General features: G+C 34.5%; 16 protein-coding genes, 3 pseudogenes and 1 riboswitch. Of the genes and pseudogenes, 2 read left to right on the top strand and 17 right to left on the bottom strand.

Going from position 1 to position 23979, the window contains the following annotated elements:
* Nucleotides 1–30: 30 nt before the first annotated feature.
* The 11 genes from ABWU31_RS03260 to pgsA all read right to left on the bottom strand — a co-directional run bounded on the left by ABWU31_RS03260 (nt 31) and on the right by pgsA (nt 8374).
* Nucleotides 31–486: a hypothetical protein gene (locus ABWU31_RS03260; RefSeq protein WP_353271367.1), complete on the bottom strand. Its 456-nt coding sequence runs from the start codon at nt 484–486 to the stop codon at nt 31–33.
* 3 nt (nt 487–489) lie between these two features.
* Nucleotides 490–1501, bottom strand: a protein-coding gene (locus ABWU31_RS03255; RefSeq protein ID WP_265029767.1) for an IS630 family transposase whose coding sequence is annotated in 2 segments (ribosomal slippage) — nt 490–1038 and nt 1040–1501 — 1011 coding nt in all. Because the reading frame shifts where the segments join, the coding sequence is not laid out codon by codon here.
* Between the two features lie 109 nt (nt 1502–1610).
* Nucleotides 1611–2443, bottom strand: a protein-coding gene (locus ABWU31_RS03250; protein WP_353271062.1) for an IS5-like element ISWpi1 family transposase whose coding sequence is annotated in 2 segments (ribosomal slippage) — nt 1611–2074 and nt 2074–2443 — 834 coding nt in all. Because the reading frame shifts where the segments join, the coding sequence is not laid out codon by codon here.
* 27 nt (nt 2444–2470) lie between these two features.
* Nucleotides 2471–3040 carry a thiamine diphosphokinase gene (locus ABWU31_RS03245; RefSeq protein WP_353271366.1) on the bottom strand — a complete coding sequence of 190 codons (570 nt, stop codon included), beginning with the start codon at nt 3038–3040 and terminating at the stop codon, nt 2471–2473.
* Nucleotide 3041: 1 nt separating this feature from the next.
* Nucleotides 3042–3296, bottom strand: a complete 255-nt coding sequence (locus ABWU31_RS03240; RefSeq protein ID WP_353271365.1) for a SemiSWEET family sugar transporter — start codon at nt 3294–3296, stop codon at nt 3042–3044.
* Nucleotides 3285–3387: riboswitch (TPP riboswitch) on the bottom strand. (Overlaps the previous gene by 12 nt.)
* A 76-nt stretch (nt 3388–3463) precedes the next feature.
* Complete coding sequence (locus ABWU31_RS03235) at nt 3464–4309, bottom strand: SPFH domain-containing protein (RefSeq protein ID WP_353271383.1); 846 nt, start codon at nt 4307–4309, stop codon at nt 3464–3466.
* A gap of 7 nt (nt 4310–4316) precedes the next feature.
* On the bottom strand, nt 4317–5213 hold the full coding sequence (locus ABWU31_RS03230) for a M23 family metallopeptidase (protein ID WP_006280004.1): 897 nt from the start codon (nt 5211–5213) through the stop codon (nt 4317–4319).
* Between the two features lie 3 nt (nt 5214–5216).
* Entirely contained in the window at nt 5217–5951 is a 735-nt protein-coding gene (locus tag ABWU31_RS03225; protein ID WP_006280005.1) for a YebC/PmpR family DNA-binding transcriptional regulator, read from the bottom strand.
* Nucleotides 5952–6010: 59 nt separating this feature from the next.
* Nucleotides 6011–6718, bottom strand: coding sequence for an outer membrane protein assembly factor BamD (locus ABWU31_RS03220; protein ID WP_236514973.1), 708 nt, complete (start codon nt 6716–6718; stop codon nt 6011–6013).
* Nucleotides 6719–6778: 60 nt separating this feature from the next.
* Nucleotides 6779–7720 (bottom strand): hypothetical protein, encoded by a 942-nt coding sequence (locus ABWU31_RS03215; protein WP_265023315.1) that lies wholly within the window; start codon nt 7718–7720, stop codon nt 6779–6781.
* Between the two features lie 111 nt (nt 7721–7831).
* Nucleotides 7832–8374: a CDP-diacylglycerol--glycerol-3-phosphate 3-phosphatidyltransferase gene (gene pgsA / locus ABWU31_RS03210; RefSeq protein ID WP_353271364.1), complete on the bottom strand. Its 543-nt coding sequence runs from the start codon at nt 8372–8374 to the stop codon at nt 7832–7834.
* 134 nt (nt 8375–8508) lie between these two features.
* Here pgsA and ABWU31_RS03205 point away from each other — a divergent pair, with 134 nt between their 5' ends.
* A complete protein-coding gene (locus ABWU31_RS03205; protein ID WP_077188090.1) occupies nt 8509–9831 on the top strand; it encodes a malic enzyme-like NAD(P)-binding protein in 1323 nt (440 codons plus the stop codon).
* A gap of 147 nt (nt 9832–9978) precedes the next feature.
* Here the strand turns inward: ABWU31_RS03205 and ABWU31_RS03200 are convergent.
* A pseudogene (locus tag ABWU31_RS03200) lies at nt 9979–10209 on the bottom strand (IS66 family transposase); the annotation flags it as partial.
* Nucleotides 10210–10290: 81 nt separating this feature from the next.
* Between ABWU31_RS03200 and ABWU31_RS03195 the strand changes: the two are divergent.
* A protein-coding gene (locus ABWU31_RS03195; RefSeq protein WP_353271235.1) for an IS630 family transposase occupies nt 10291–11302 on the top strand; the annotation gives its coding sequence in 2 pieces (ribosomal slippage) (nt 10291–10752 and nt 10754–11302; 1011 coding nt in all).
* Nucleotides 11303–11338: 36 nt separating this feature from the next.
* On the opposite strand, the gene ABWU31_RS03190 is transcribed toward ABWU31_RS03195, so the two are convergent.
* From ABWU31_RS03190 to ABWU31_RS03170, 5 genes and pseudogenes are all read right to left on the bottom strand, one after another.
* Nucleotides 11339–12172, bottom strand: coding sequence for an IS5-like element ISWpi1 family transposase (locus ABWU31_RS03190; protein ID WP_353271363.1), 834 nt, complete (start codon nt 12170–12172; stop codon nt 11339–11341).
* Nucleotides 12173–12229: 57 nt separating this feature from the next.
* A pseudogene (locus tag ABWU31_RS03185) lies at nt 12230–12415 on the bottom strand (IS66 family transposase); the annotation flags it as partial.
* Between the two features lie 10 nt (nt 12416–12425).
* Nucleotides 12426–13437 (bottom strand): IS630 family transposase gene (locus tag ABWU31_RS03180; RefSeq protein WP_265029767.1). Its coding sequence is split into 2 segments (ribosomal slippage): nt 12426–12974 and nt 12976–13437, totalling 1011 coding nucleotides; the frame shifts between segments, so codons are not numbered across the junction.
* A gap of 81 nt (nt 13438–13518) precedes the next feature.
* A pseudogene (locus tag ABWU31_RS03175) lies at nt 13519–14493 on the bottom strand (IS66-like element ISWen3 family transposase); the annotation flags it as partial.
* Nucleotides 14494–14819: 326 nt separating this feature from the next.
* Complete coding sequence (locus ABWU31_RS03170; RefSeq protein WP_353271362.1) at nt 14820–23966, bottom strand: ankyrin repeat domain-containing protein; 9147 nt, start codon at nt 23964–23966, stop codon at nt 14820–14822.
* Nucleotides 23967–23979 lie beyond the last annotated feature (13 nt).

Here is a 23979-nt window from a genome sequence, read left to right as displayed (position 1 = left end):
TATCTTGCATGATTTATCTTATAATAAGACTCATTGTTGTGTTTTGCAAATACTTTCACTCTGATTGAACTGACTGCGTTCATAAGATTCTGTCAATAGTGAATTTGGCAACTTGGTCGGGGTGGATGAGCGACTGACAAATAATGATTCATATCCAAGATCTTCCAGCGAAGAAGAAGGCGTTTCGTCTGGCAAAAGCCGTGCAATTTCTCCTTGTAACGCAGACTTTAATATTTGAATCGTATCTAATATTGCTTTTCCATCATTATTTCTTATTGGTTCTTCTATATTGTCTGTTACGCATCTTATCAACAGTTGCGCAAAATTCACTTGTTTTTCTTTCTCTTTCAAAAAATCTTCTATTTGACTGTCTCGTTCTAAAAGTGAATTTCTTAAACTTTTTACTTCATTATTACAATCTTTTCTTATCCCATCTAACTCAAAAGATTGATTTTTAATTAAACCATTTGCTTCATCTAATACCAATTCTCATTGTTGTCCAGTCAAATAGGAAACATTGCAGAGTTGTTTAATTGTGGAGCTGGCAAGAGAAGTAATAAATTTGCACAAAGCACCCTCAAGTAGAGCAATTGTATCGTATATTTTATTGCGCAAAATGTTCTGTTTTATATATAACCAAAGCCTCTCAACAGGATTTAGCTCAGGTGAGTATGGAGGTAGGTATATAATGTCGATATTTTTAGGTACCTTTAAATTTTTTGACCTATGCCAACTAGCACAGTCCATAACGAGAAAAGCCTCTCGTGTTTCTAGATATTGCGAAATTTGCTCAAGAAATATGTTCATGCAATCAGTGTTGACATTTGGTGCAAATAAGCTAGAACTCTCTCCATTTCTAGGATTAACTGCACTATAGAGATAGAAATTTTGCCTACCTAATTTTGTTTTAACCTGTGTTCTAATCCCCTTTTTAAACCACCCATGTCCAACTTTTGAATGTGTGCCAAACCGTGATTCATCAAAGAAAAATAGCTCTTTTTCTGGATACTTGCTAATAGCTCCATTGAGATTTTTTTTTGAATTCCTCTTGTTTGCTTTTATCTTGTCCATTATGAACTGGTCTTGGTGTAATATATGAGAATTTCATCTTTTGCATATGGCGGTGTACTGTAGATTTGCTGATATTTAATCCGAACTTTTCCTGGATTCTTATTCTCATTTCTTTAATGGTGATATTAGGATTTTCTTCTATCCACTCTTCAATTTGCTGTAGTTGAGCCTGATTTAATTTAGTTTTTCTACGACGTTGTGAAGGAGCAAACAGTTTTTCTTCTCTGCCAATTTTCAAGAGTTTTACCCACGAAGTTAGTGCGCTTCTTGAAATGCAATATATTTTTGCTACAGCCGTTATACTGTACTTTTTTGCTGCAATTACAGCATTTAGTTTTTTTGAAACATATGCATTATTCCTTACTTTCTTCAGCATTTCTTTTGCTGATTCTACTACTTTTTCATCCAATAATTTTGATCTTAATGCCATTTAAACCTCGCTATTTTACTTACTTCAGTATGGCTTTTCTTCCATCATTGTCCATCTGTTTGCCCTGTAATGGGAATTGGTATAAGAGGTTGTCCGGAAACTAGTAAATTCAAGCATATTCCCTCTTTAACATAACCCTACTCATAGCTAGGTATATGAAATTCTCAGTGGATGTTGTGAGTAAATCATACTCCTTCGATAGCCTTCTATTCCTATTAACCCAAGCAAAAGTCCTTTCTACAACCCATCTTCTTGGCTGTACTTTAAACCCTTGTTCTCTTGTTGGTAGTAGCTCAGGTGGCGTATCTTTGTGCACCCAAAATCTACATGGAGGCCTTGTAACAATTTCAATATCTATGTCATATTCTTCCTTTATGTGATTCTTTGAATTTCTTCCTTGGTATCCCATGTCAGCCCACATTTTTTTAACTTTAGTATATTTTGTTCTCATATTGTTTAATGCTATTTTAATACCATCTCTATCATTTTCGTTAGCAGCGCCTACGTAACAACCTAGTATAAAACCCTGAGTGTCTGTAATTATATGCCTTTTTCTACCCTTTACTTTTTTACTTCCATCATAGCCTTTGATCCCCCCTTTTCTGTAGTCTTTACAGATTGACTATCTACTATACAGGCACTCGGCTGCTCATTCCTTCCTATTTTTCTTCTACTATATTTTGTAATTTCATAATTCATTTTCTCAAAAATTCCCTGCTTCTTCCATTGCCTGAACTGCTCATACACAGTCTTCCATAGCGGAAAATCATTTGGTAAATACCGCCATTGACACCCTGTACGCAATACATAGAAAATTGCTTCTAATATTTCTCTTTTGCTATACTTTGGCGGCCTTCCTCCTTTCTTGTATGATACTCTGAAGTGTTTTTCTATTCTTGCCCATTCCCTTTCGCTTAGATCTGTTGGATACTTTTTTCTCATCTTTACCCCGTACTAAAATTTCAGATATTATAGCCTTTTACTTGTTTCCGGACAACCTCTAAGATGCAGTTCCCATTTTAATCCTTTGGTTGATATTTGAGCTCTCGGTATACCAAGTAAAGATATTTTAGTATTTTTTGGCAAAGAAAAAAAATGGGTAATACCTTTTCGTAAAGTGTAACCTACCATGGGAGGTGAAGGTGTGTAAAAGATACTGCCCGTACTTAGAAAAATGTTAATATTCTGTAGTATGTGATCAATTGCTCCTCCAGTAATACCCGTTACTATTGATGGCAATAACTTTACTGTTTTTAAGTGAGCCATTGCTTTAGAAAAGTCGCAATAATCTTGATCAGGTAGATATATCGTATTCAAATTAGCACGTAAATCCAGATTTACGCTATCCAAATCTCCTACTACAAGATCAGGTTTTACGCCAATTGATAGAAGCTTGTTTGCTCCTCCATCTACAGCAATAATAGGTATATCTCGTTTAAAAAACGATGAGCTCGGTATTTTTCCATTTAGCACTACAATAGAACGATATTGTTGTTGTGTACTGCAGTGCAGCACATGATCATGGTGCAGGTTTTGCATCTTAGTAACATTTTTGAATAATTGATATTATGCTAATCACTAATCCAGCAATATTGCTAAGCACCACAAAAATTGAGCTCTGGTAAAGACCATAGCCAATCCAAGACAATGAACAAATAAGATAGTTTACTAACATTAACATCGATACATCACGAGTAACTTTAGTGATATATGCTTTATATACTTGAGGTGATAATCCAATTAGAGATGCAATTAACGCAATGAAGCCGAAGCATTCTTCAATATTTATATACATACATTTTCCTACGCTTGCTTTAACAATATCAGGTTCAAAGGGTTGTACTTTATGTACTCTCAGCTTTTCTAGAGCACCCCTAATGCGTGTAATTTATAACATCATTTAGTCTATTAATCAAGAAATTAATAGTGACTTGCATTTATGAAACCCAATCGGCTTCTATGCTAATTATTATCTAAACTAATCGTCGGTTGTGCATCTTGCTCAGAGATTAGGGCAACCAACAAATTATTTATCAATTGAACCTTTTGCTTGCCATCTAATTGTAAGCTTTTGTTTTTTTCAAAATGAGCTATTACTTCCTCGACAATTCCTATTGCATTTTGCACTATATGCCTTCTTGCCGAAGTGATAGCATGTGCTTGTTGACGCCTTAACATTGCTTGTGCAATCTCGGACGAATACGCCAAATGCGATATTCTTGCTTCTGTAATCTCAATTCCTGCAATATCTAATCTTTGTTGTAACATTGACCGCAATTCATCTGAAATTTTATCAGAATTTTTACGTAAAGATTCCTCATCGCTTTCGCTATCATACGGATAATTGCTCGCCAATTCTCTAATTACCGAGTCACTTTGTACAAAAACAAATTCGTGATAGTTGTTAACATTATAATACGCCTTTGCAGGACTGCTCACTCTCCAAACAATTACTGCAGAAATCTCTATTGGACTTCCATTTGCATCATTAACTTTTATTTTTTCTGTGTTAATATTCTGAAATTTTAGGGAAACTATATATTTGCTTGAAAAGGGAAGCGTTACACATATTCCAGACTTAAAATAAGTTCCAATATAATGACCAAACAATTCTATCACTCTTGCTTCATTAGGGTCATTAATAAAAAATCCTTGAAGAAAAGTCAAAATTGAAACGGCAGCAACTCCAAGTGCAATTGTGCTGTCATATGCCAAAAAAAGCAGCGATAAAATTAATCCTAGCGCTATTAGTACAGGAAAAAACCGGAGTTGACTTAAATTTCTATCGTTTATCGTATTCTTATCCATATTGTCTTTAAACTTCTTTTTCACTTGAACCCTCTCTGTTGATCGTTTTATTTATCTTATTTACAAATAGTTTAAACTCTCTTAATTCATGATCAGGCAATTTTACTTCAGTTTTATGCGCTATCGTAAGCGGATCGATGTGTTTGCCGTTATATATAACTTCGTAATGTAAATGAGGTCCTGTTGCAACACCAGTGCTACCAACATAAGCGATGATCTGCCCCTGCTTTACTTTAGAGCCTAACTTTATATCGCCACTAAATCTACTTATATGCGCGTAACAGGTTGAATATTCATTTTTGTGTTTTATTTTGATGTAATTTCCATAGCCACCATTCTTTCCTATATATTCTATCACACCCTCTGCAGCAGCGTATATGGGAGTGCCAAGTTTAGCTGCATAATCCACTCCTTTGTGAAAAGCAATTTTACCGCGAACAGGATGCTTTCTATTGCCAAATTTTGAGGATATGCGATAATCTCCATTTAAAGGATTTGCAAAAATTTCGCCATTTTTTAAGCTTATTCCTTCTTTATTAAAATACCTTTCTTTGCCGTCTTGCGATTTATAATGATATAAACTAATAGCTTTCTTGTTTATTGTCAGTGAAGCATATAAAATTTTTTCTTCAGTCTTCTGATTATTAGGCAATCTCTCAAAAAGAACTTCCAATTTACTCTTCGGCACAATGTCTTTTTTAAAATCAACACCGAAATCTTTATATATGTTGATCAATTTCACCACTGTATTTGGCGCCAACCCTTGCTCAATTCCCGTGGCAAAAAAGGAAGATTTTATGGTACTGGATATTAAAAAAGTCTCTTTACTGTTATCTGGAGTCTTAAGGGCGTGTATATTAAATATTGGTAAAATATAAAACAGTATAAATATAAACAGCTTCATCATTTAAACAGCATCAACAAAAGTAAAATTACCTTCCACATACTGTACATCGTCGTTATCTTCTAGTTCTTCAACCAATGCAGATAATTTATCAATTAACTCTTTATCGCTAATTTCAATCAGATCTTTTGGCTGCCGTGAAAGACGAGCAAGTTCTGGTTCTCCGAATTTTGCATAAAAGGCATCGCGTACTTTACCAAAATCTTTTATTTCACAAGTTATAACGTGTAATCCTTCTTTGTCATTTTCCTCAACATTCAATACTTCTAATTCGATTCCATGACTGAATAAATCATCAAAATTCACACCCTCTGCTTTATAGACAATTAAACCTACATGATCAAAAAGGTAACTAACACTTCCTGTTTCTCCCAAGTTTCCACCCTTGCGAGAAAATATATAACGTACCTCAGAAGCAGTACGGTTGCGGTTATTAGTCAAGGCATGGACAATGAGTGCAGTGCCAGAAGGCCCATGACCTTCATATTGTATTTCCTCGTAATTTTCTCCAGCAACGTTACCAGTTGCATTTTTTATTGCTGTTTCTATTTTATCTTTTGGTAGATTTTCCTTGCGTGCAGCAAATATAGCAGAGCGAAGGCGCGGGTTGAGTTCGGGTAGCCCTTGCTTTGCAGCAACTGCTATTTCTCTGATCAGCTTCGTAAATTTTTGAGAGCGCTTTGCATCCTGAGCGCCTTTCCGATGTTTTATATTTGAAAATTGTGAATGACCAGCCATATTCAAATAGTTAAAAACCTAATTATATATCAAAGCATAGAAAAAGCTAAAGCAAATTTTCAAGCCTCTGGCTTGGCATCTTGCAGGTTTTCTGCTAATAACATACTTTCATACTGCTCAACTTCTAAGTCAAGGCCAAGAGCTGAATGGGCTGCTATTAAATAGTTAATAGACTTAGAAAAATATTTAGAATCTTTATAGCTTGCTATATTCTGGAAACGCTTAATTGCTGCTAAATATTCACCACGCTTCAAGTAAAATTTACCGATAGAATACTCTTTTGTTGATATATGTTCTGTGATTAGCTTTGCTTTTTCCTTTATCTCGCCTACATATTCGCTGCCTGGAAAGAGATTAATGTATTCTGTAGCCAGCTCTAAAGTTTTATATGCAGTTTGCTGTCCAAGTTGCACTTTATTAATTTGCATGTAATAAGATAATACTCTTAAGTAGTATACATATGGTAAATCTTCACCATTTGAATAAACATATATATAATCAGCCATATCACTTGCAGCACTGCTATAGTTACCCATATTATAGTGAGAGACCCCAGATAATAATTTTGCTTTCATTGCCCAATAAGAAAAAGGATACAAATCCTCTATCTTATGAAATGCCCTAATCGCTTGTTTATATTTTTTCTGGTCAAAAAGTTCAACTGCTTCTTCATATAGTTCAGTTTCAGTTTTTTCAAGATCATCCGCATACGATTGTGTAAAGGAGCAAATTAGGAAAATAAAGCACGTGATTAAAGTCTTATACATAAGATTTTTTTCGATCAAAATAAAGTATAGACCTAAATATTACTTAAATAAATAAATTTCTTAGGCAATAGCCGGCCCTTCTTCTTTATAACTACGGTCAGAACTACCTGCATTTCTTGATTCACCTCGTCCTTCCACTTTTGGATCTTTCAGCGTCTTACTGTAGGAATGTATAGTTAAGACCTGTACAGCCATAAAAATTGCAATACCTATCAAGCCTAAAGTAGGTCCAACAGCAGGATTTAAGGACGATGCTAATGCTATTAACATTATCCTTCTTATTAAAAATACAGAAGAACCAGCAAGCGCCAATCCGGCTACAGATATATTGCTAGTTTTCTTGCTAGATTTCTCATCAAGATCAGACTTTTCTGTTTCCTTTTTCTTATTTTTTTCATGCTTATCAATATAAGAAACAAGAGTTGCAAGAAAAGCAATTGCATTGGCAAGAAATAAAATTGCATCCTCTGCTGCTTCAAGTGAAGATGTTTCACCCATTATCATACCTACAATAACCAGTGCAGTTGTTATAGCCTCAATATAGATCAAACACTGACCTATATCAGAAATATTGTGCTCTTTTTCCTTTACTTCCTCTCCATTTTCAATAATCTCCAACTCTCGTTCTTTTTGTGCTATCTTCCTATTATTGTAAATTAAATATAGCGTACAAATAAGAGATAAGACTGTAAAAGGTAATATAGTGTGGCTTAGCGCGCCACTTATCACGCCAAGTAATACCTGATCGCTATATGTTTTTTCCAGTTCAATCGCCATCAGCAATGTAAATGGGACCATTGTTGCCAATGATGCACATTTTCTATATAGCTCTCTTTTTTTTAGTGCTAATAGTTCTTGTTCTAGCCTTTCTCTTTTGACTTCTTTATCAACTGTTGGCCAAAAATCCCAAAAAAACTCTTCTAATGGTTCAAAATCTCTTTTTTTCTTATTCTTTCCTGGAACCTTTTTAGTAGAAGAAAATTTGCCACTAGGTATTTTCATAATATTAACCTAATTAGTTGTAAGTTAATACAATTATACACCTTTTTGCTTTCTGAGTCAATATCACTAAGATATTAACTACTCTTGTCTATTAACTATTTCCTAGGAGATTTAACCAATCTGTTTGATGCCGGCTAGGATATAATTATAGCCTGACCACATAGTTATAATAGCTGCAACCCATAAACAAATCGCACCTGTATATTGAATCATATAATAATCGTTCGTTATTAGCGCTACTACAGCAACCATCTGCAAAAATGTTTTAATTTTTCCAGCTTTGCTTACAGGTAGACTAACATTTGTAGCTATCAGAAACTCCCGTAAACCCGAGACTAATATCTCCCGACAGATGATGATAATCGATGGTACTATTGTAAAATCATTTATCTTATGCTTATAAACTAGCATAATTATCGTTGAAACCACTATTAATTTGTCAGCAATTGGATCAAATAGCTTGCCAAACTTTGATTGGACTTTCCACGCACGCGCCAGGTAACCATCAAAAAAATCCGTAATGCACGCAAACACAAAGATTGATATTGTTATCAGGCCTGCATATTTATTTTCTATATAAAAACTTAATATTATTGCTGGTATTGCAAGTGCACGAGAAATTGTAAGCAAATTAGGCACGTTTTTTTTAAGCATGTAATATCATCTTACGTAATAGGTAAACTTATACAGAAGTACAACAGAGTTCACAAGTTAATAGTTTACAATTGAACATTTATAAAAACTCCATATACTTAAAAAATACAAGCTTAAAATATAAGGATGTAATGATGAACGATGATTTAGATAGTACCACAAAACAAGAAGCGCTTAAGTATCACAGCAGAGGTGGTAACCCTGGTAAAATTTCAATCATGCCAACAAAACCTTTATCTACCCAGTATGATTTGTCACTTGCTTATTCCCCTGGTGTTGCAGCTCCGTGCCTTGAAATAGCTAAAAATCCTGAGGTTGTTTATGATTATACAGCAAAAAGCAACTGTGTTGCTGTCATTTCAAATGGCACTGCAGTGCTTGGACTTGGTAATATCGGTCCTCTTGCTGCAAAACCTGTCATGGAAGGCAAAGCTGTTTTATTTAAGCGTTTTGCTGATATTGATGCAGTTGATATAGAAGTTGGTACAGAAAATATAGAAGATTTCATCAATGCAGTAAGGTATCTTGGGCCAAGTTGGGGGGGGATAAATTTAGAAGATATAAGATCTCCCGATTGTTTTATAATAGAGAAACGCCTGAATGAACTGATGGATATTCCAGTGTTCCATGATGACCAGCATGGAACTGCGGTGGTTGTTGCAGCTGGCATAGAAAATGCTCTTGATATTGTTGAAAAGAAATTAGAGGACGTTAAGATCATTATGAATGGTGCTGGAGCAGCCGGTATTGCATGTTTAGAAATACTAAAGTCCATGGGCGCTAAAAATATAGTGCTGTGTGATAAGCAAGGAGTAATATACAAAGGTAGAAACGAGGATATGAATGAGTGGAAGGAAAAGTATGCAATTGATACTTCCGAACGTTCTCTACTTGATACAATAAAAGGCGCTGATGTATTCATCGGACTATCTGCAAAAGATGTGTTAAATGAAGAGATGTTAAAGAGTATGGGCAAAGACCCGATTATTTTTGCTCTTGCCAATCCCGATCCAGAAGTAAGGCCTGAGTTTGCAAAATCTGTGAGGCCAGATGCAATAATTGCAACTGGTAGGTCAGATTACAACAACCAAGTCAACAACGTAATGGGTTTTCCTTATATATTTAGAGGGGCACTTGATGTACATGCAACAACAATAAATGATGAAATGAAAATTGCAGCTGCAGATGCAATAGCAAAGCTTGCCCGTGAGCCAGTACCAGGTGAGATATCTGCAGTCTATGGCGGTCGTAAAATGGGCTATGGACGTGAATATATAATACCTACTCCATTTGACCCAAGATTAATTTCTATAGTAGCTCCTGCTGTTGCAAAAGCCGCAGTTGATTCAGGTGTTGCAAGAAAGGCAATACAAGATTGGAGTAAATATGAAAATCAATTAAAATCTCGTCTTTCTAATGTTCTCAGCACGCTGAATTTACTATCTTCACATATGTAATTTATTGGATAAAGTTAAAAGTGATAAACCAACCCAAACTCTAAGCCATATATGCCAAACCTATTGGTAATGGTTGCGTATCCGTTCAGGAGAGTGGTTTAAGAAACAATAGATAGGAGATTTTGGGTATCCGTTCAGGAGAGTGGTTTAAGAAACAATAGATAGGAGATTTTGGAAAGGATTGAGACCCCTTTGTTTCCAAGTTAAGTATAATGAAATTATCCGCTCAAGGAATGTATTTCCCCGCTTTGATTGTGTAAAATATGAGTTTTTGCGATAAACGACATAATGCCGAATTTGCCGTTCAGCGTGGTTATTTGTCAGCGGAATATTTTCTGGGTCATCTAAAAATTTCCACATCATTCTTTCAGATCTCATACCAATTCCCATTACAGGGCAAACAGATGGACAATGATGGAAGAAAAGCCATACTGAAGTAAGTAAAATAGCGAGGTTTAAATGGCATTAAGATCAAAATTATTGGATGAAAAAGTAGTAGAATCAGCAAAAGAAATGCTGAAGAAAGTAAGGAATAATGCATATGTTTCAAAAAAACTAAATGCTGTAATTGCAGCAAAAAAGTACAGTATAACGGCTGTAGCAAAAATATATTGCATTTCAAGAAGCGCACTAACTTCGTGGGTAAAACTCTTGAAAATTGGCAGAGAAGAAAAACTGTTTGCTCCTTCACAACGTCGTAGAAAAACTAAATTAAATCAGGCTCAACTACAGCAAATTGAAGAGTGGATAGAAGAAAATCCTAATATCACCATTAAAGAAATGAGAATAAGAATCCAGGAAAAGTTCGGATTAAATATCAGCAAATCTACAGTACACCGCCATATGCAAAAGATGAAATTCTCATATATTACACCAAGACCAGTTCATAATGGACAAGATAAAAGCAAACAAGAGGAATTCAAAAAAAAATCTCAATGGAGCTATTAGCAAGTATCCAGAAAAAGAGCTATTTTTCTTTGATGAATCACGGTTTGGCACACATTCAAAAGTTGGACATGGGTGGTTTAAAAAGGGGATTAGAGCACAGGTTAAAACAAAATTAGGTAGGCAAAATTTCTATCTCTATAGTGCAGTTAATCCTAGAAATGGAGAGAGTTCTAGCTTATTTGCACCAAATGTCAACACTGATTGCATGAACATATTTCTTGAGCAAATTTCGCAATATCTAGAAACACGAGAGGCTTTTCTCGTTATGGACTGTGCTAGTTGGCATAGGTCAAAAAATTTAAAGGTACCTAAAAATATCGACATTATATACCTACCTCCATACTCACCTGAGCTAAATCCTGTTGAGAGGCTTTGGTTATATATAAAACAGAACATTTTGCGCAATAAAATATACGATACAATTGCTCTACTTGAGGGTGCTTTGTGCAAATTTATTACTTCTCTTGCCAGCTCCACAATTAAACAACTCTGCAATGTTTCCTATTTGACTGGACAACAATAAGAATTGGTATAAGAGGTTGTCCGGAAACAAGTAAATTCAAGCATATTCCCTCTTTAACATAACCCTACTCATAGCTAGGTATATGAAATTCTCAGTGGATGTTGTGAGTAAATCATACTCCTTCGATAGCCTTCTATTCCTATTAACCCAAGCAAAAGTCCTTTCTAAAACCCATCTTCTTGGCTGTACTTTAAACCCTTGTTCTCTTGTTGGTAGTAGCTCAGGTGGCGTATCTTTGTGCACCCAAAATCTACATGGAGGCCTTGTAACAATTTCAATATCTATGTCATATTCTTCCTTTATGTGATTCTTTGAATTTCTTCCTTGGTATCCCATGTCAGCCCACATTTTTTTAACTTTAGTATATTTTGTTCTCATATTGTTTAATGCTATTTTAATACCATCTCTATCATTTTCGTTAGCAGCGCCTACGTAACAACCTAGTATAAAACCCTGAGTGTCTGTAATTATATGCCTTTTTCTACCCTTTACTTTTTTTACTTCCATCATAGCCTTTGATCCCCCCTTTTCTGTAGTCTTTACAGATTGACTATCTACTATACAGGCACTCGGCTGCTCATTCCTTCCTATTTTTCTTCTACTATATTTTGTAATTTCATAATTCATTTTCTCAAAAATTCCCTGCTTCTTCCATTGCCTGAACTGCTCATACACAGTCTTCCATAGCGGAAAATCATTTGGTAAATACCGCCATTGACACCCTGTACGCAATACATAGAAAATTGCTTCTAATATTTCTCTTTTGCTATACTTTGGCGGCCTTCCTCCTTTCTTGTATGATACTCTGAAGTGTTTTTCTATTCTTGCCCATTCCCTTTCGCTTAGATCTGTTGGATACTTTTTTCTCATCTTTACCCCGTACTAAAATTTCAGATATTATAGCCTTTTACTTGTTTCCGGACAACCTCTCAGAACATTTTTTGCAACTCGAGAGGCTCCAATTGCTTCAGGTAAACGAGATATCTCCTTCAAGTAATACTTTGTACGTTTTCTTAATTTTCTGGCACGTCTGACAAACCTCAAAACATCTATCTCACTTTTTAGTAAAGCTTTTTTTAGTGCAAATAATTCAGTGGCCACGTTTCTCAAGTAATACCAATTCTCATTGTTGTCCAGTCAAATAGGAAACATTGCAGAGTTGTTTAATTGTGGAGCTGGCAAGAGAAGTAATAAATTTGCACAAAGCACCCTCAAGTAGAGCAATTGTATCGTATATTTTATTGCGCAAAATGTTCTGTTTTATATATAACCAAAGCCTCTCAACAGGATTTAGCTCAGGTGAGTATGGAGGTAGGTATATAATGTCGATATTTTTAGGTACCTTTAAATTTTTTGACCTATGCCAACTAGCACAGTCCATAACGAGAAAAGCCTCTCGTGTTTCTAGATATTGCGAAATTTGCTCAAGAAATATGTTCATGCAATCAGTGTTGACATTTGGTGCAAATAAGCTAGAACTCTCTCCATTTCTAGGATTAACTGCACTATAGAGATAGAAATTTTGCCTACCTAATTTTGTTTTAACCTGTGTTCTAATCCCCTTTTTAAACCACCCATGTCCAACTTTTGAATGTGTGCCAAACCGTGATTCATCAAAGAAAAATAGCTCTTTTTCTGGATACTTGCTAATAGCTCCATTGAGATTTTTTTTTGAATTCCTCTTGTTTGCTTTTATCTTGTCCATTATGAACTGGTCTTGGTGTAATATATGAGAATTTCATCTTTTGCATATGGCGGTGTACTGTAGATTTGCTGATATTTAATCCGAACTTTTCCTGGATTCTTATTCTCATTTCTTTAATGGTGATATTAGGATTTTCTTCTATCCACTCTTCAATTTGCTGTAGTTGAGCCTGATTTAATTTAGTTTTTCTACGACGTTGTGAAGGAGCAAACAGTTTTTCTTCTCTGCCAATTTTCAAGAGTTTTACCCACGAAGTTAGTGCGCTTCTTGAAATGCAATATATTTTTGCTACAGCCGTTATACTGTACTTTTTTGCTGCAATTACAGCATTTAGTTTTTTTGAAACATATGCATTATTCCTTACTTTCTTCAGCATTTCTTTTGCTGATTCTACTACTTTTTCATCCAATAATTTTGATCTTAATGCCATTTAAACCTCGCTATTTTACTTACTTCAGTATGGCTTTTCTTCCATCATTGTCCATCTGTTTGCCCTGTAATGGGAATTGGTATAACAACCCAGAACTTTAACTTCAATATTCCAACTATGTGCTAATCTTTCAAAATCTCTTGATAAATGTGCCCAACAGATTTGCCTGTTTTTATCGGCAAAATAATTCTATGCTGCATACCTGTCAGTTATTACCAAGCTATTGCGATTGCAGAATTTACTATTTTGTAAAACTTTCATTCCTCTTGACTCTGTAAATTTTACAAAACTTGCCGTATTGCTTGCAAACATCCAACACCAAGCGAGTTTACCTTTGTTATAATGGCTCGTTTCATCAATATGTAGAACTTTACTCCTACTTATCTCTTGTTCGATCTGCTCATACATTTTTTTGCATTTTGAAGCAACTCTATGTTCACTATTTGATATGCTACCGACGCTTATGTTCAAATTGAAGATATCATTTACGACACTCGCTATTTCGCGTTTTGAATTTTTGTAGAATCCGCTGAACGCTGCAATTATTGACTTAACCCTTGGACCAAATGTATCTGGCGTAACACCTTCCGGTAACTTGCTACTTCTTCTCTTTCCGCATCTCCGACAACGGCCATGTTCTAACTGATATTCCACTACATAAGGCTTGATTTCTGGAAGATCAACTTTCTGATGAATATATGGTTTTTCACATATTGCAATTTCTCCTCCGCATTCGCAAGTATTAGGCAACTCTATCTTTACTACTTTATCTGCATCCATGTTGGCGCGAAAACTTCCTTTATGACCAACCTGACCGCCAATATTCCTTTCGCTTTTCGGCTTATTCTTTTTTATTTTATACAACTCTTTGGAACTTGGTATTGATGAATTTTTTGAGCTTAAACCGAGTCTTTCTCTTAACTCAGCATTTTCTATCTTTAAAGCCTTATTTTCTGCTTTTAAACTTTCATTCTCTTTTTCCAATCTTTCTATTTTTGCTTCTAACCTTTCTATTTTTTGCTGTAAATTTTTGCAAAGTTCTAAAAGGTTTACCATATTATTTCACTTTTGCTCTATGATTATCTTTTTAGATCACCTTGTCTACCTTATTCTGCCACTCCGCTGAACGGATACTCTAAAACAGCTATAAAGATAGCACACAGAATTATATAAATTACTATCATAACGTTACCCAAACTTCTACATCAAAGCTACGTGCTGTAAGCTCAATATGGAAAACACATCAAACATTTAGCATTTAATGTCTACTTCATCCATTTTAGTATTAGGATCATCAAACTTGCTACTGGTTTCCCTAATTATTTTGGCTACCCTCACTTTAAATTTTCCACTACTTGGCATATTACCTCTTATATTATAACCTACCTATTGAGATTACCTCCAAGCTTGGTTACTCCTATCTCAGAAAGACAAGTTGATACTTTGTCCTTTGAATGGCCTTGAACGGAAGCATTACTTAAATAACTTTGAGGCTCTAAATTCATTTGCTTTGCACCATCAACTTCTAATCTACCATCTCCGTTGTGTAATATCCGTTGTATTGATCGATTTAGTACAACATTTAGCCTGCTATTAAACTCTACCATAAACTTGTCAAACTTCTTCGAACTTAACTTACCAGGACATCCTGCTTCTCTACTAGGACATGCTTTCTCTAAATACGAACTTAAAACTCCTGAGATCTCATCAAATTTACCACTCATGATTTTTCCTGTAACTTCTTTATATATTTCCACAAAATCAATATTTAATCGATGCATTGATACACCACTTTTTAATCCAGCTTGCTCTACTACTTTCTCAAATCCCTTTGTAATATTGAGTGCATAACCTCTTGCTTCTAATAAAGGTATAGATTGATCTACTTCAGATATATATTTTTTACCCGTAAACTTTCTTACAAGCACGTCAAGCAACATTATTGTACCATTTACATCTATTGGTGCATCAACTTGTGAGATTGAACTTGTAGTACTTAATGTTTCCTCAGGTAAAGCAGCTCTAAACCCACCTACAGAACTTTTCACCCAACTAAACAAATCATTTATCCATGAAGATGGTCTTGTGCTACTACTTGCTGCTATTTCAGGTTGACCACTTGAATCTATAGCAAGAAGATTACGTGATAAGTGACTACGATGATGATCATGATCTCCATGGTGATGACGGCGTTTACGTTGTGCAGGTTTTTCTCTTTCTTCCTTGAGTTTTCCCTCTAAGTATTCCACAATATTATTATATCCTTTATCTCTAGCAATATCTAGCGTTGTTTTACCAGCCTTGCACTTAGCATTAATGTTGGCCCCCTTACCTATTAGGTACTCCAACATACCTAAATGACCACTCCAAGAAGCCCAGTGCAGTGGTGTATGACCTTGCTCATCAGTATCATTAACACCTACTCCCTCTTTGCTAAGAAGAAATTCTATAATATTCTTGTAATCGCTTTCAGCAGCAATATGTATAGGATTTTTGCCATATTCATTCTCAGCATTAATATTGGCACCTCGATTAAAAAGATCTATAATTTTATTAAGACCACCACTTTTTACTGCGATCAACAATTTTTTATCTAAATCTAATTGTGTTTGTTTCAAATACTCTACAACATCACTAAGTTTTTGATAGGCAGCAATATCTAGCGGTGTTGCACCAGCCTTGCACTTAGCATTAATGTTGGCTCCCTTACTTATAAGGTATTTTACTACATCTAAATAACCAACAGCAAGGTGCAGAGGGGTATCATCATTGTTATCTTTAACATTAACATTAGCTCCCTTGCTTATCAGATCTATAGCCTTATTAAGATCACCACCTTTTGCTGCGATCAACAATTTTTTATCTAAGTCTAATTGCGTTTGCTTCAAATATTCTACAACATCACTAAGTTTTTGATAGGCAGCAATATCTAGCGGTGTTTTACCAGCCTTGCACTTAGCATTAATATTGGCTCCCTTACTTATAAGGTACTTTACTACATCCAAATAACCAGTAGCAAGGTGCAGAGGGGTATCATCATTGTTATCTTTAACATTAACATCGACTTTCTCTTCATCTATAAAATATTTTACTATATCTAATTTACCGTTGGAAGCAGCACAGTGCAGGGGAACTCTGCCACTATTATCTCTGATTTCTAAAATATTTTTCTCACCCATAGAACATTTAATTATATCTAAATGATTACCTAAAGAAGCATTACATGGAAGAGTGCTACCATTATTGTATTTAAATATTGAATTAGCGTATTCTTCTATCAAAAACTTTGCAACCTCTAAACGTCCTCTCCATGCAGCATAGTGCAGTGGTGTGTAACCTTGTTTATCAGTATCATTAATACTTACTCCCTTGCTAAGAAAAAACTCTATGATATCTTTACTATTATTCTCAGCAGCAACATGTATAGACTTTTTACCATAAGGGCCTTTATCTGCAGCATTAATATCAGCGCCTTTCTTTACCAAAAACTCTGCAACTTCTAAATGACCTTTGTATGCAGCCCAATGTAGTGGTGTCCAGCTGTACTTATCTCTAGTATTAACATTAGCATTTCGACTAATAAGACTCTTCACTTTATTGAGATCGCCATTTTGTACTGCAGTCAGCAATTCTTTATCTAAATCTGACTGTACTTGTTCTATTATTTGTATTATATCTGTATAACCTTCTTGCACAGCCAAATCCAAAGGTGTTTTACCATCCTTGTCTTTAGCGTTAATATTAGCACCTTTATTGAGAAGAAGTTTGACTGTACTTGGTTTATTTCCTTGTATAGCTAAATGTAAAGGTGTTGAACCGTTATTATTTACATCATTAATGCCACTAGCATTTCTATCTAAAAGAAATTCAACTATTTCAAGCTTACTATCATACTGAGCAGCCACATGTAAAGGTGTATTACCATACACATCTTTAGCTTTAATATTAGCGTTCTTATCAAGAAGAAACTTAACTATGTCGAACTTGTTGCTAAAAACAGCAAAGTGTAAAAGTGTCCAATCATTACTACCTTTAGTATTCAATCCAGCACCTTGATTTGCAAGGCCTTCAACTTTATTGAGATCTCCATCTTGCACTGCAGTCAATAATTCTTTATCCAAATCTAACTGTGCTTTTTTCAAAAATTCTATTACATTTACGCGATTCTTTTGAGCAGCTAAGTCTAAAGGTGTTCTACCGTCGGCAGTTAAAGCATTAACATTAGCACCTCTCTCAACAAGATACTTAACTACATCTAATGAACCCAATTGAACAGCCCAATGAAGAGGCATCCAACTTTCATTATCTTTGGCATTAATATCAGCACCATTATTTACGAGAAGTTTAACTATATTTGAATTATTCTTTTGAATTGCCCAGAACACAGAGGCCCAACCCAGCCTACTTTGAGCATTAACATTAGCACCTCGTCTGAGATTGTCTTTAACTTTGCCAAGATCTTCTTTTTCTACAGCAATCAATAACTCCTTGTCCAGATTTAATTGTGTTTGTTTTAAAATTTCTACTATATCTGTGTAACCCTTTTGCTCAGCCAACTCTAAAGGTGTTTTTCCATCTTTGTTTTTAGCCTTTAAACTAGCTCCCTTTTCGATAAGATATTCCACTACTTTCAAGCGACCATTACTACAAGCATTATGTAGAGCAGTATTATCTTTAGTCTCTAAATTGGCACCTTGAGCGATAAGATCTTTTACTTTATCAAGATTACCACCCCTTGCATTAATTAATAACCCTTGATCCAACTCTGCCTTCTTCAAAATTTCTATCATATTTCCTTTAGCAGCCAATTCTAAAGGCGTTTTGTTATTCTTATCTTTAGCATTAACACTAGCACCTCTATCAAGAAGGAGTTTTACTACGTTCAACCTTCCTGCTTCAACTGCAAGATGCAAAGGCTTTTTATTATCTTTGTCTTGAGATTCAATGTCAGCACCTTCATCAAGAAGAAATCTGACCATATCTAAATTACCCTCTTGAACAGCAAAATGTAAAGGTGTTCCCTGATATGTTATTTCATTATTAAATTTAGCACCGTTACTAACAAGAAGTTTTACCACATTCCATTTACTTGACTGAGCAGCATAAAGTATCGGTGTCCAATCACGCCCGTCTTGAACTTCGATACTTGCACCTCTGTCAAGAAGGAATTGAACCATATCCAAATTATTTCCTGATGCAGCAAAGTGTAAAAGTGTTTTACTTTCCTTATCTTGAGCATCAATATTAGCACCTCTATCAAGGAGTAGTTTTACTATACTACATTTACCTGACTGAGTAGCAAGAAATATTGGTGTGTAACCAAACTCGTCTTGAACTTCGGTATTAGCACCTCTGTCAAGAAGAAGTTTGGCCTTATCCCATTCACCAGCTCCAGAAGCAAGATGCAAAGATGTCCTACCAAGTTTACCTTGAGCATTTATGTCTCCACTGTTTGGAGCCTCTAAAGGTATAGAATTCTTTTGTGAATTAATAATAGAACTCACATTATTTAATTCATCAATACTATCTGAATTACGTATTTTATCTATTTCGTTACTTAATAATATTTCTTTGTCAGCAAATTTTATAGATAATGTTTCCATTTTAGGTTCTTTATAGAAATCTTTAAAACGTATAATACACAACTCACTTGCCTCTATATCAGCATTAAAGGCATTGGTAACTATCAAATCATATTTATCATGAAGATAGGTATACTGCCCTACTTTTTTAGATATGATTAGTTTATTCTTTTCTTCCACGTCTTGAGGTGTTACTACAATAATTTTCTCATCAGAAATAAAGAATGAAGACTTTAAATCTAATTTATCATCTATTTCCACAGGGGCATTATCAAAAATAATTTGTAATTTTTTACACCACTTATTTATAAGTGCATCTTTCAGCTTGACTGTTATTACATTTTGCTGCAAGCCGGTAGCTGATATAGATAACTTAATTAATAAATCACTTTTGCCTTTAATAACTGTTGGTATCGGTTTTATACTCAAATCCCTATTTATCTGCTGCACCAACTGATGTAGGTCTAATGTACTTCTTAAACTTTTCTTTCCATTGACATCATCATTAATCACTACTTCTTGAATAGGGAAGTTTTCAATATCAAGTGTTTCATAACCTGAAGTAATTGCACATACATCGTTTCCGCTTAGAACAATATTTCTTCTCTCACTTGCATTGAGTTCATTACATACATCTCTCCTCATAGAATCCGCAGCATTGCTTCTCCCTCTATTATTTAAATAACTATCTAAATATAACTTATTTTTTGACTGATTTAAAAAGGTATGCCTTTCAACATCTTCCACTATAGCAGATATTCTACTTGCTATTTGCTGACTATTTTCTTCAGTTAATATTAACTGATAGTCCACTGCAGTTTGATTATAACCATTTAATTCTCGTATGCTACGTCTCTTGCGAGTAGATCCACAATTTTCAATTTTCCACTTAAATTGACCACCCTCTTCATTTGAAGGCCAGGTAAACACATACCGCCTGTTATTGTCAACTTGGAAAGTAGAAGCACTATTAGGTGAATATAAGTACCTTCCATACTCAACATTCTTGAGATACACACTATCACCATTAGGCTCAACCTTCCACTTAAATTTATCACTATTGCTATTTGAAGGCCAGGTAAACGCATACCGCCTACCCCTGTCACAATCGTTTAAGTGGTATGTACAATCATCATTAGGCGAATACAAATACCTTCCATACTCAACATTCTTTAAATACACATTATCGCCATTGAGCTCAACCTTCCACTTAAATTTATCACTATTTCCATTTGAAGGCCAAGTGAACACATACCGCCTATCCCTGTCACACTTGTTTAAGTGGTACATGCAATCATTATTAGGTGAGTACAAGTACCTTCCATACTCAACATTTTTAATACATATCTCTGAAGAAAATACTGCATTTCTCACTGATTCTGGTAATTTGTTTTTTAGCTTTTCAAGATCAGATTTCTCTTCTGAATTGACGCTAGGCGTTGTCATGGTCTCTCTAATAGAGTAAGCTAATTTGAACATTGCACCATCATTCTTTGGTATTTTGTCAAACGCAGCTATATAACCTGGAATAAACTGACCAATATAATGGTGACTGCGTATAAACCTTAATATTCCTTCTATACCTACACCCGCGTATGTGTCATTTACAGCTTCCTTAATTGCTTCATTAAACAACCTTTCATCGAAATTATAAACCTTATCTATGAGTTCAATAGTCGAAGCACTACGACTATGCAGTATACCCTCCTTTAGCACCTTTTTGGCTGCACTTTTTATTGAATCTCTTAAACTACTTATACAAGACTCTACCAATCTTTTTGCATTAGATGGAATATTTGCTTGGTTAACAACTTCCTTCTTTAAAAATCCAACCTGTTTTATCATTTTAGATGCGTCATTACTTTTAGTCTTGATCCTGTTACAAAGAAGTTCAATTACACCTGAGTCATTATTGTAAGCAGCTAAGTACAGAGGTGTTCTACCATCGTTGTTTTTAGCCTCGATATCAGCACCTCTATCAAGAAGAAGATTAATTATATTTTGCTTGGCTTCTTCAACAGCCAAATGCAGGGGTGTCTGACCCTCCTTACTTCTAATTTCAATGTTAGCACCTTTATCTACAAGAAAACTAACCATATCAAAGTTGCTGTAATGAACAGCATAGTGTAAAAGTGCCCAATTATCATCGTTGCAACTAGTTAAGGCATTAATGTCACCTTTCTTCTCTAAAAATGATTTAAATACACTTTTGCTTAATTTCACATTACCGTTGTAAACAGCATAATTCAAAGCTGTCCAGTTCTGTGAACACTGATTTTTATGTTCAACATCAGCAGTACTTTTTTTAGCAGCTTTATCAAGAAGAACTTTAACTTCATCCTCTTTACCTTCATAAACTGCTGTGCTTACCAATGGTTTTAATACCCCCAATCCTGAAGTTATCATCCGCTTATTGCACTGATCTATTATGTCTGAATCATAACCATTCAGCAAAAGATCATTTTCTAACTTTTCAAGCAATGTTAAAATCTGATTACTACTTGGCGTTTTATTTTTTAATTCCTCAATTTGTTCTAAATTACAGGAACTTTCTGTAAAGCTAACCCGGTCTTGCAGTGAAGGAAAACCAAGACATTGATGTGCTGGGTCTCTATTTTCTCTTTCAAAATCGTCAACTGATATTAAACATTTAAAGTCATTTTCTACTTTAGGAGTATATTTACTTCTATTTTGGTAATTTTCTGAAGCTTTATCAATTAAAGCTTGTATTTTTCTTACCTCAGATAAACTAAACCTATCTAATCTACGGAGCGTTATTGGTTCTAAACCTAGATCAAACTCCAACGTAGAAATTCTATAAGATTCAGAATTATTCCAATTGTTCATGTTGATCGTATGATTAGACTTCTTATCACGAAATATCAGATCTGTACCACTACTAGAAACTTCAACCTGATCCGGAGTAATATTTTTTAGTACCATTACTCCTATTCGTTCCCCATCTTGTCCTACAGAAATAGAGATATTTTTTTCTAATTTTTGATTGTGCTGAATGATACTAGTAGAATCACTAAAGTCTTCAATATATTCTTTTACAATTCTTTCATAATCACCTCTAAGTTTATCCTTATACTCCACTACATTACCAACATTTTCTAATAAGCCAGAAGATAGGAAAAGGTCATTATTATTCCATAAAGAATAAGAAATATTTTTCCATTTATTTCGGTTAGTATAAAACCCTTCTATTCTAATAATAAAAGGAATTTCACTTTCTCTTATTAATAAAAGGTCATCTTTATCTTTATATTTTTCAATATCTTCAAGACGGGAATCTATCACTACATGATCATCTTGAAAATCTTTAGGTAACACAAACATGTTTTGAGCTTGTGTAGAGTGGAAAAAAGGAACTAATTTACCCTTTCCCGAAGAAGAGGGAGAACAAAACATTGATTGTATATTGGGGATAAAAGTTTCTCCTTTTTTGTTCATAACTATAAGATGCCTATAATTAGGATCTTGAAAGTAATTTTTCACTCGAATGTTACTATTATTGTATTTTAAATACAGATCACATTGCTGGATTGAAAAATCTTTCTCAACTGCCGACATAAATAGTGTATCTAGTTTTTTATCACTTGAGTTATTATCAATTTTAACTTCTCTACTATTTATATCATTGCTAATAAAATACACATCACTTCCTCCTCCTCCCCTAGCAAACATAGTTCCTTGATCGAAGTTTATTACATCATCTTCCAGAGAACCAAAAACCATATGTAGAACTGCACTATTACCCTGATTCTGTACTCTATCTCTGATAACACTAAAGACTTTGTAATCCTTGTTATTGTTTAGAATTTTCTTATAATAACTTGCAACATCGTCAAAATTATCTAAGGAATGTTCTGAATGTAATTCAAATGAAGTAATTTTTATAGTTGATGAGTCTGATCTTTCAATCTTAGGAACAATATTACTACCATTTTTGTCTATTAGTGCAAAGTGAGGTTTATTACTGCTTTGCTCGACATAATTTTTTACATCAAGAGTAAATTGATTGTTTTGACTAAAATTTATTTTTAAAGATAAAGTATTACTATTTGTAGAGTAAGTTATTTGATCACAATCACCTAATAAATCAATTTCCGGAAAAATTACAGTTCCTGTTCCATCTACATCAATTTCTGAATATAAACCCTTACCTTTGTAGTCTGCAGCTTTTACGTAAAAAGTATAATTGCTCTTTCCACCCTTAACTGTAGTATACGGCAAAATAATTACTTTTTTACAATTTTCAACTACATCTTTCTCATTTTTATTAGAACCACCACTACTATCTATGATAACGTCACGATCATCGATTCCTGTAAAGTGTTCAGAGTAACCCATGCACGAAATCTCATCCACCTTGTTCTTTCTTCCAACATAGTAGTAATTAAAGATGCCATTATTATCAATTTGATCATTGATTAGCCAACGACCATTTACTCTTGCCTTTAATGACCCAGAGGCACTAGGCTTAAAACGATAGTTAACATTCACTCCTATAACTGTATCTTTCAATTGGCTCAAATCAAGTATATTAACAGAGTTACTTTCACCAATAATTTTACCTGAGAAGTCAACGTTATTTACAACAAACCTATTTACTACCTTATTACTACCACCAGTTATGTTTGCTGTACCTGAGCCAATTAGAAAATTATTGTTCCACTCGTTACTTCCAACGACGGTACCTCTGTCCACATTGCTTAAATCATAAATAATTGTTTTGTCCTTTTGCATCATATTTACTCTCTTATCATGGCTAATAACCATTGCATTATCACAATAGTACTTAGCCGATGGAACTGAGCTTTTAATACCCTTTTCGTAATCTTGACTAGTACTGTGTGGCAAACAAATCATGCTAGCACCTTCAATATAATCAGGTATAACACGCGAAAGATCTTGTGTATTGGCATTTTTCCTATTCATCATAATCGTTGCATAA

Origin of the sequence: Wolbachia endosymbiont (group A) of Alloplasta piceator (assembly GCF_964028505.1) — a bacterium.
In the GTDB taxonomy this organism is placed as follows: Bacteria; Pseudomonadota; Alphaproteobacteria; order Rickettsiales; family Anaplasmataceae; genus Wolbachia; species Wolbachia pipientis.
This window is presented reverse-complemented; position numbering and strand designations above follow the sequence as displayed.

What these genes read in the sequence shown, in the direction of transcription:
- ABWU31_RS03245 (WP_353271366.1), bottom strand. Translation starts at nt 3,040, where the DNA reads ATGCAAAACCTGCACCATGATCATGTGCTGCACTGCAGTACACAACAA.
- ABWU31_RS03240 (WP_353271365.1), bottom strand. Translation starts at nt 3,296, where the DNA reads ATGTATATAAATATTGAAGAATGCTTCGGCTTCATTGCGTTAATTGCA.
- ABWU31_RS03235 (WP_353271383.1), bottom strand. Translation starts at nt 4,309, where the DNA reads ATGGATAAGAATACGATAAACGATAGAAATTTAAGTCAACTCCGGTTT.
- ABWU31_RS03230 (WP_006280004.1), bottom strand. Translation starts at nt 5,213, where the DNA reads ATGAAGCTGTTTATATTTATACTGTTTTATATTTTACCAATATTTAAT.
- ABWU31_RS03225 (WP_006280005.1), bottom strand. Translation starts at nt 5,951, where the DNA reads ATGGCTGGTCATTCACAATTTTCAAATATAAAACATCGGAAAGGCGCT.
- ABWU31_RS03220 (WP_236514973.1), bottom strand. Translation starts at nt 6,718, where the DNA reads ATGTATAAGACTTTAATCACGTGCTTTATTTTCCTAATTTGCTCCTTT.
- ABWU31_RS03215 (WP_265023315.1), bottom strand. Translation starts at nt 7,720, where the DNA reads ATGAAAATACCTAGTGGCAAATTTTCTTCTACTAAAAAGGTTCCAGGA.
- pgsA (WP_353271364.1), bottom strand. Translation starts at nt 8,374, where the DNA reads ATGCTTAAAAAAAACGTGCCTAATTTGCTTACAATTTCTCGTGCACTT.
- ABWU31_RS03205 (WP_077188090.1), top strand. Translation starts at nt 8,509, where the DNA reads ATGAACGATGATTTAGATAGTACCACAAAACAAGAAGCGCTTAAGTAT.
- ABWU31_RS03190 (WP_353271363.1), bottom strand. Translation starts at nt 12,172, where the DNA reads ATGAGAAAAAAGTATCCAACAGATCTAAGCGAAAGGGAATGGGCAAGA.
- ABWU31_RS03170 (WP_353271362.1), bottom strand. Translation starts at nt 23,966, where the DNA reads ATGATGAATAGGAAAAATGCCAATACACAAGATCTTTCGCGTGTTATA.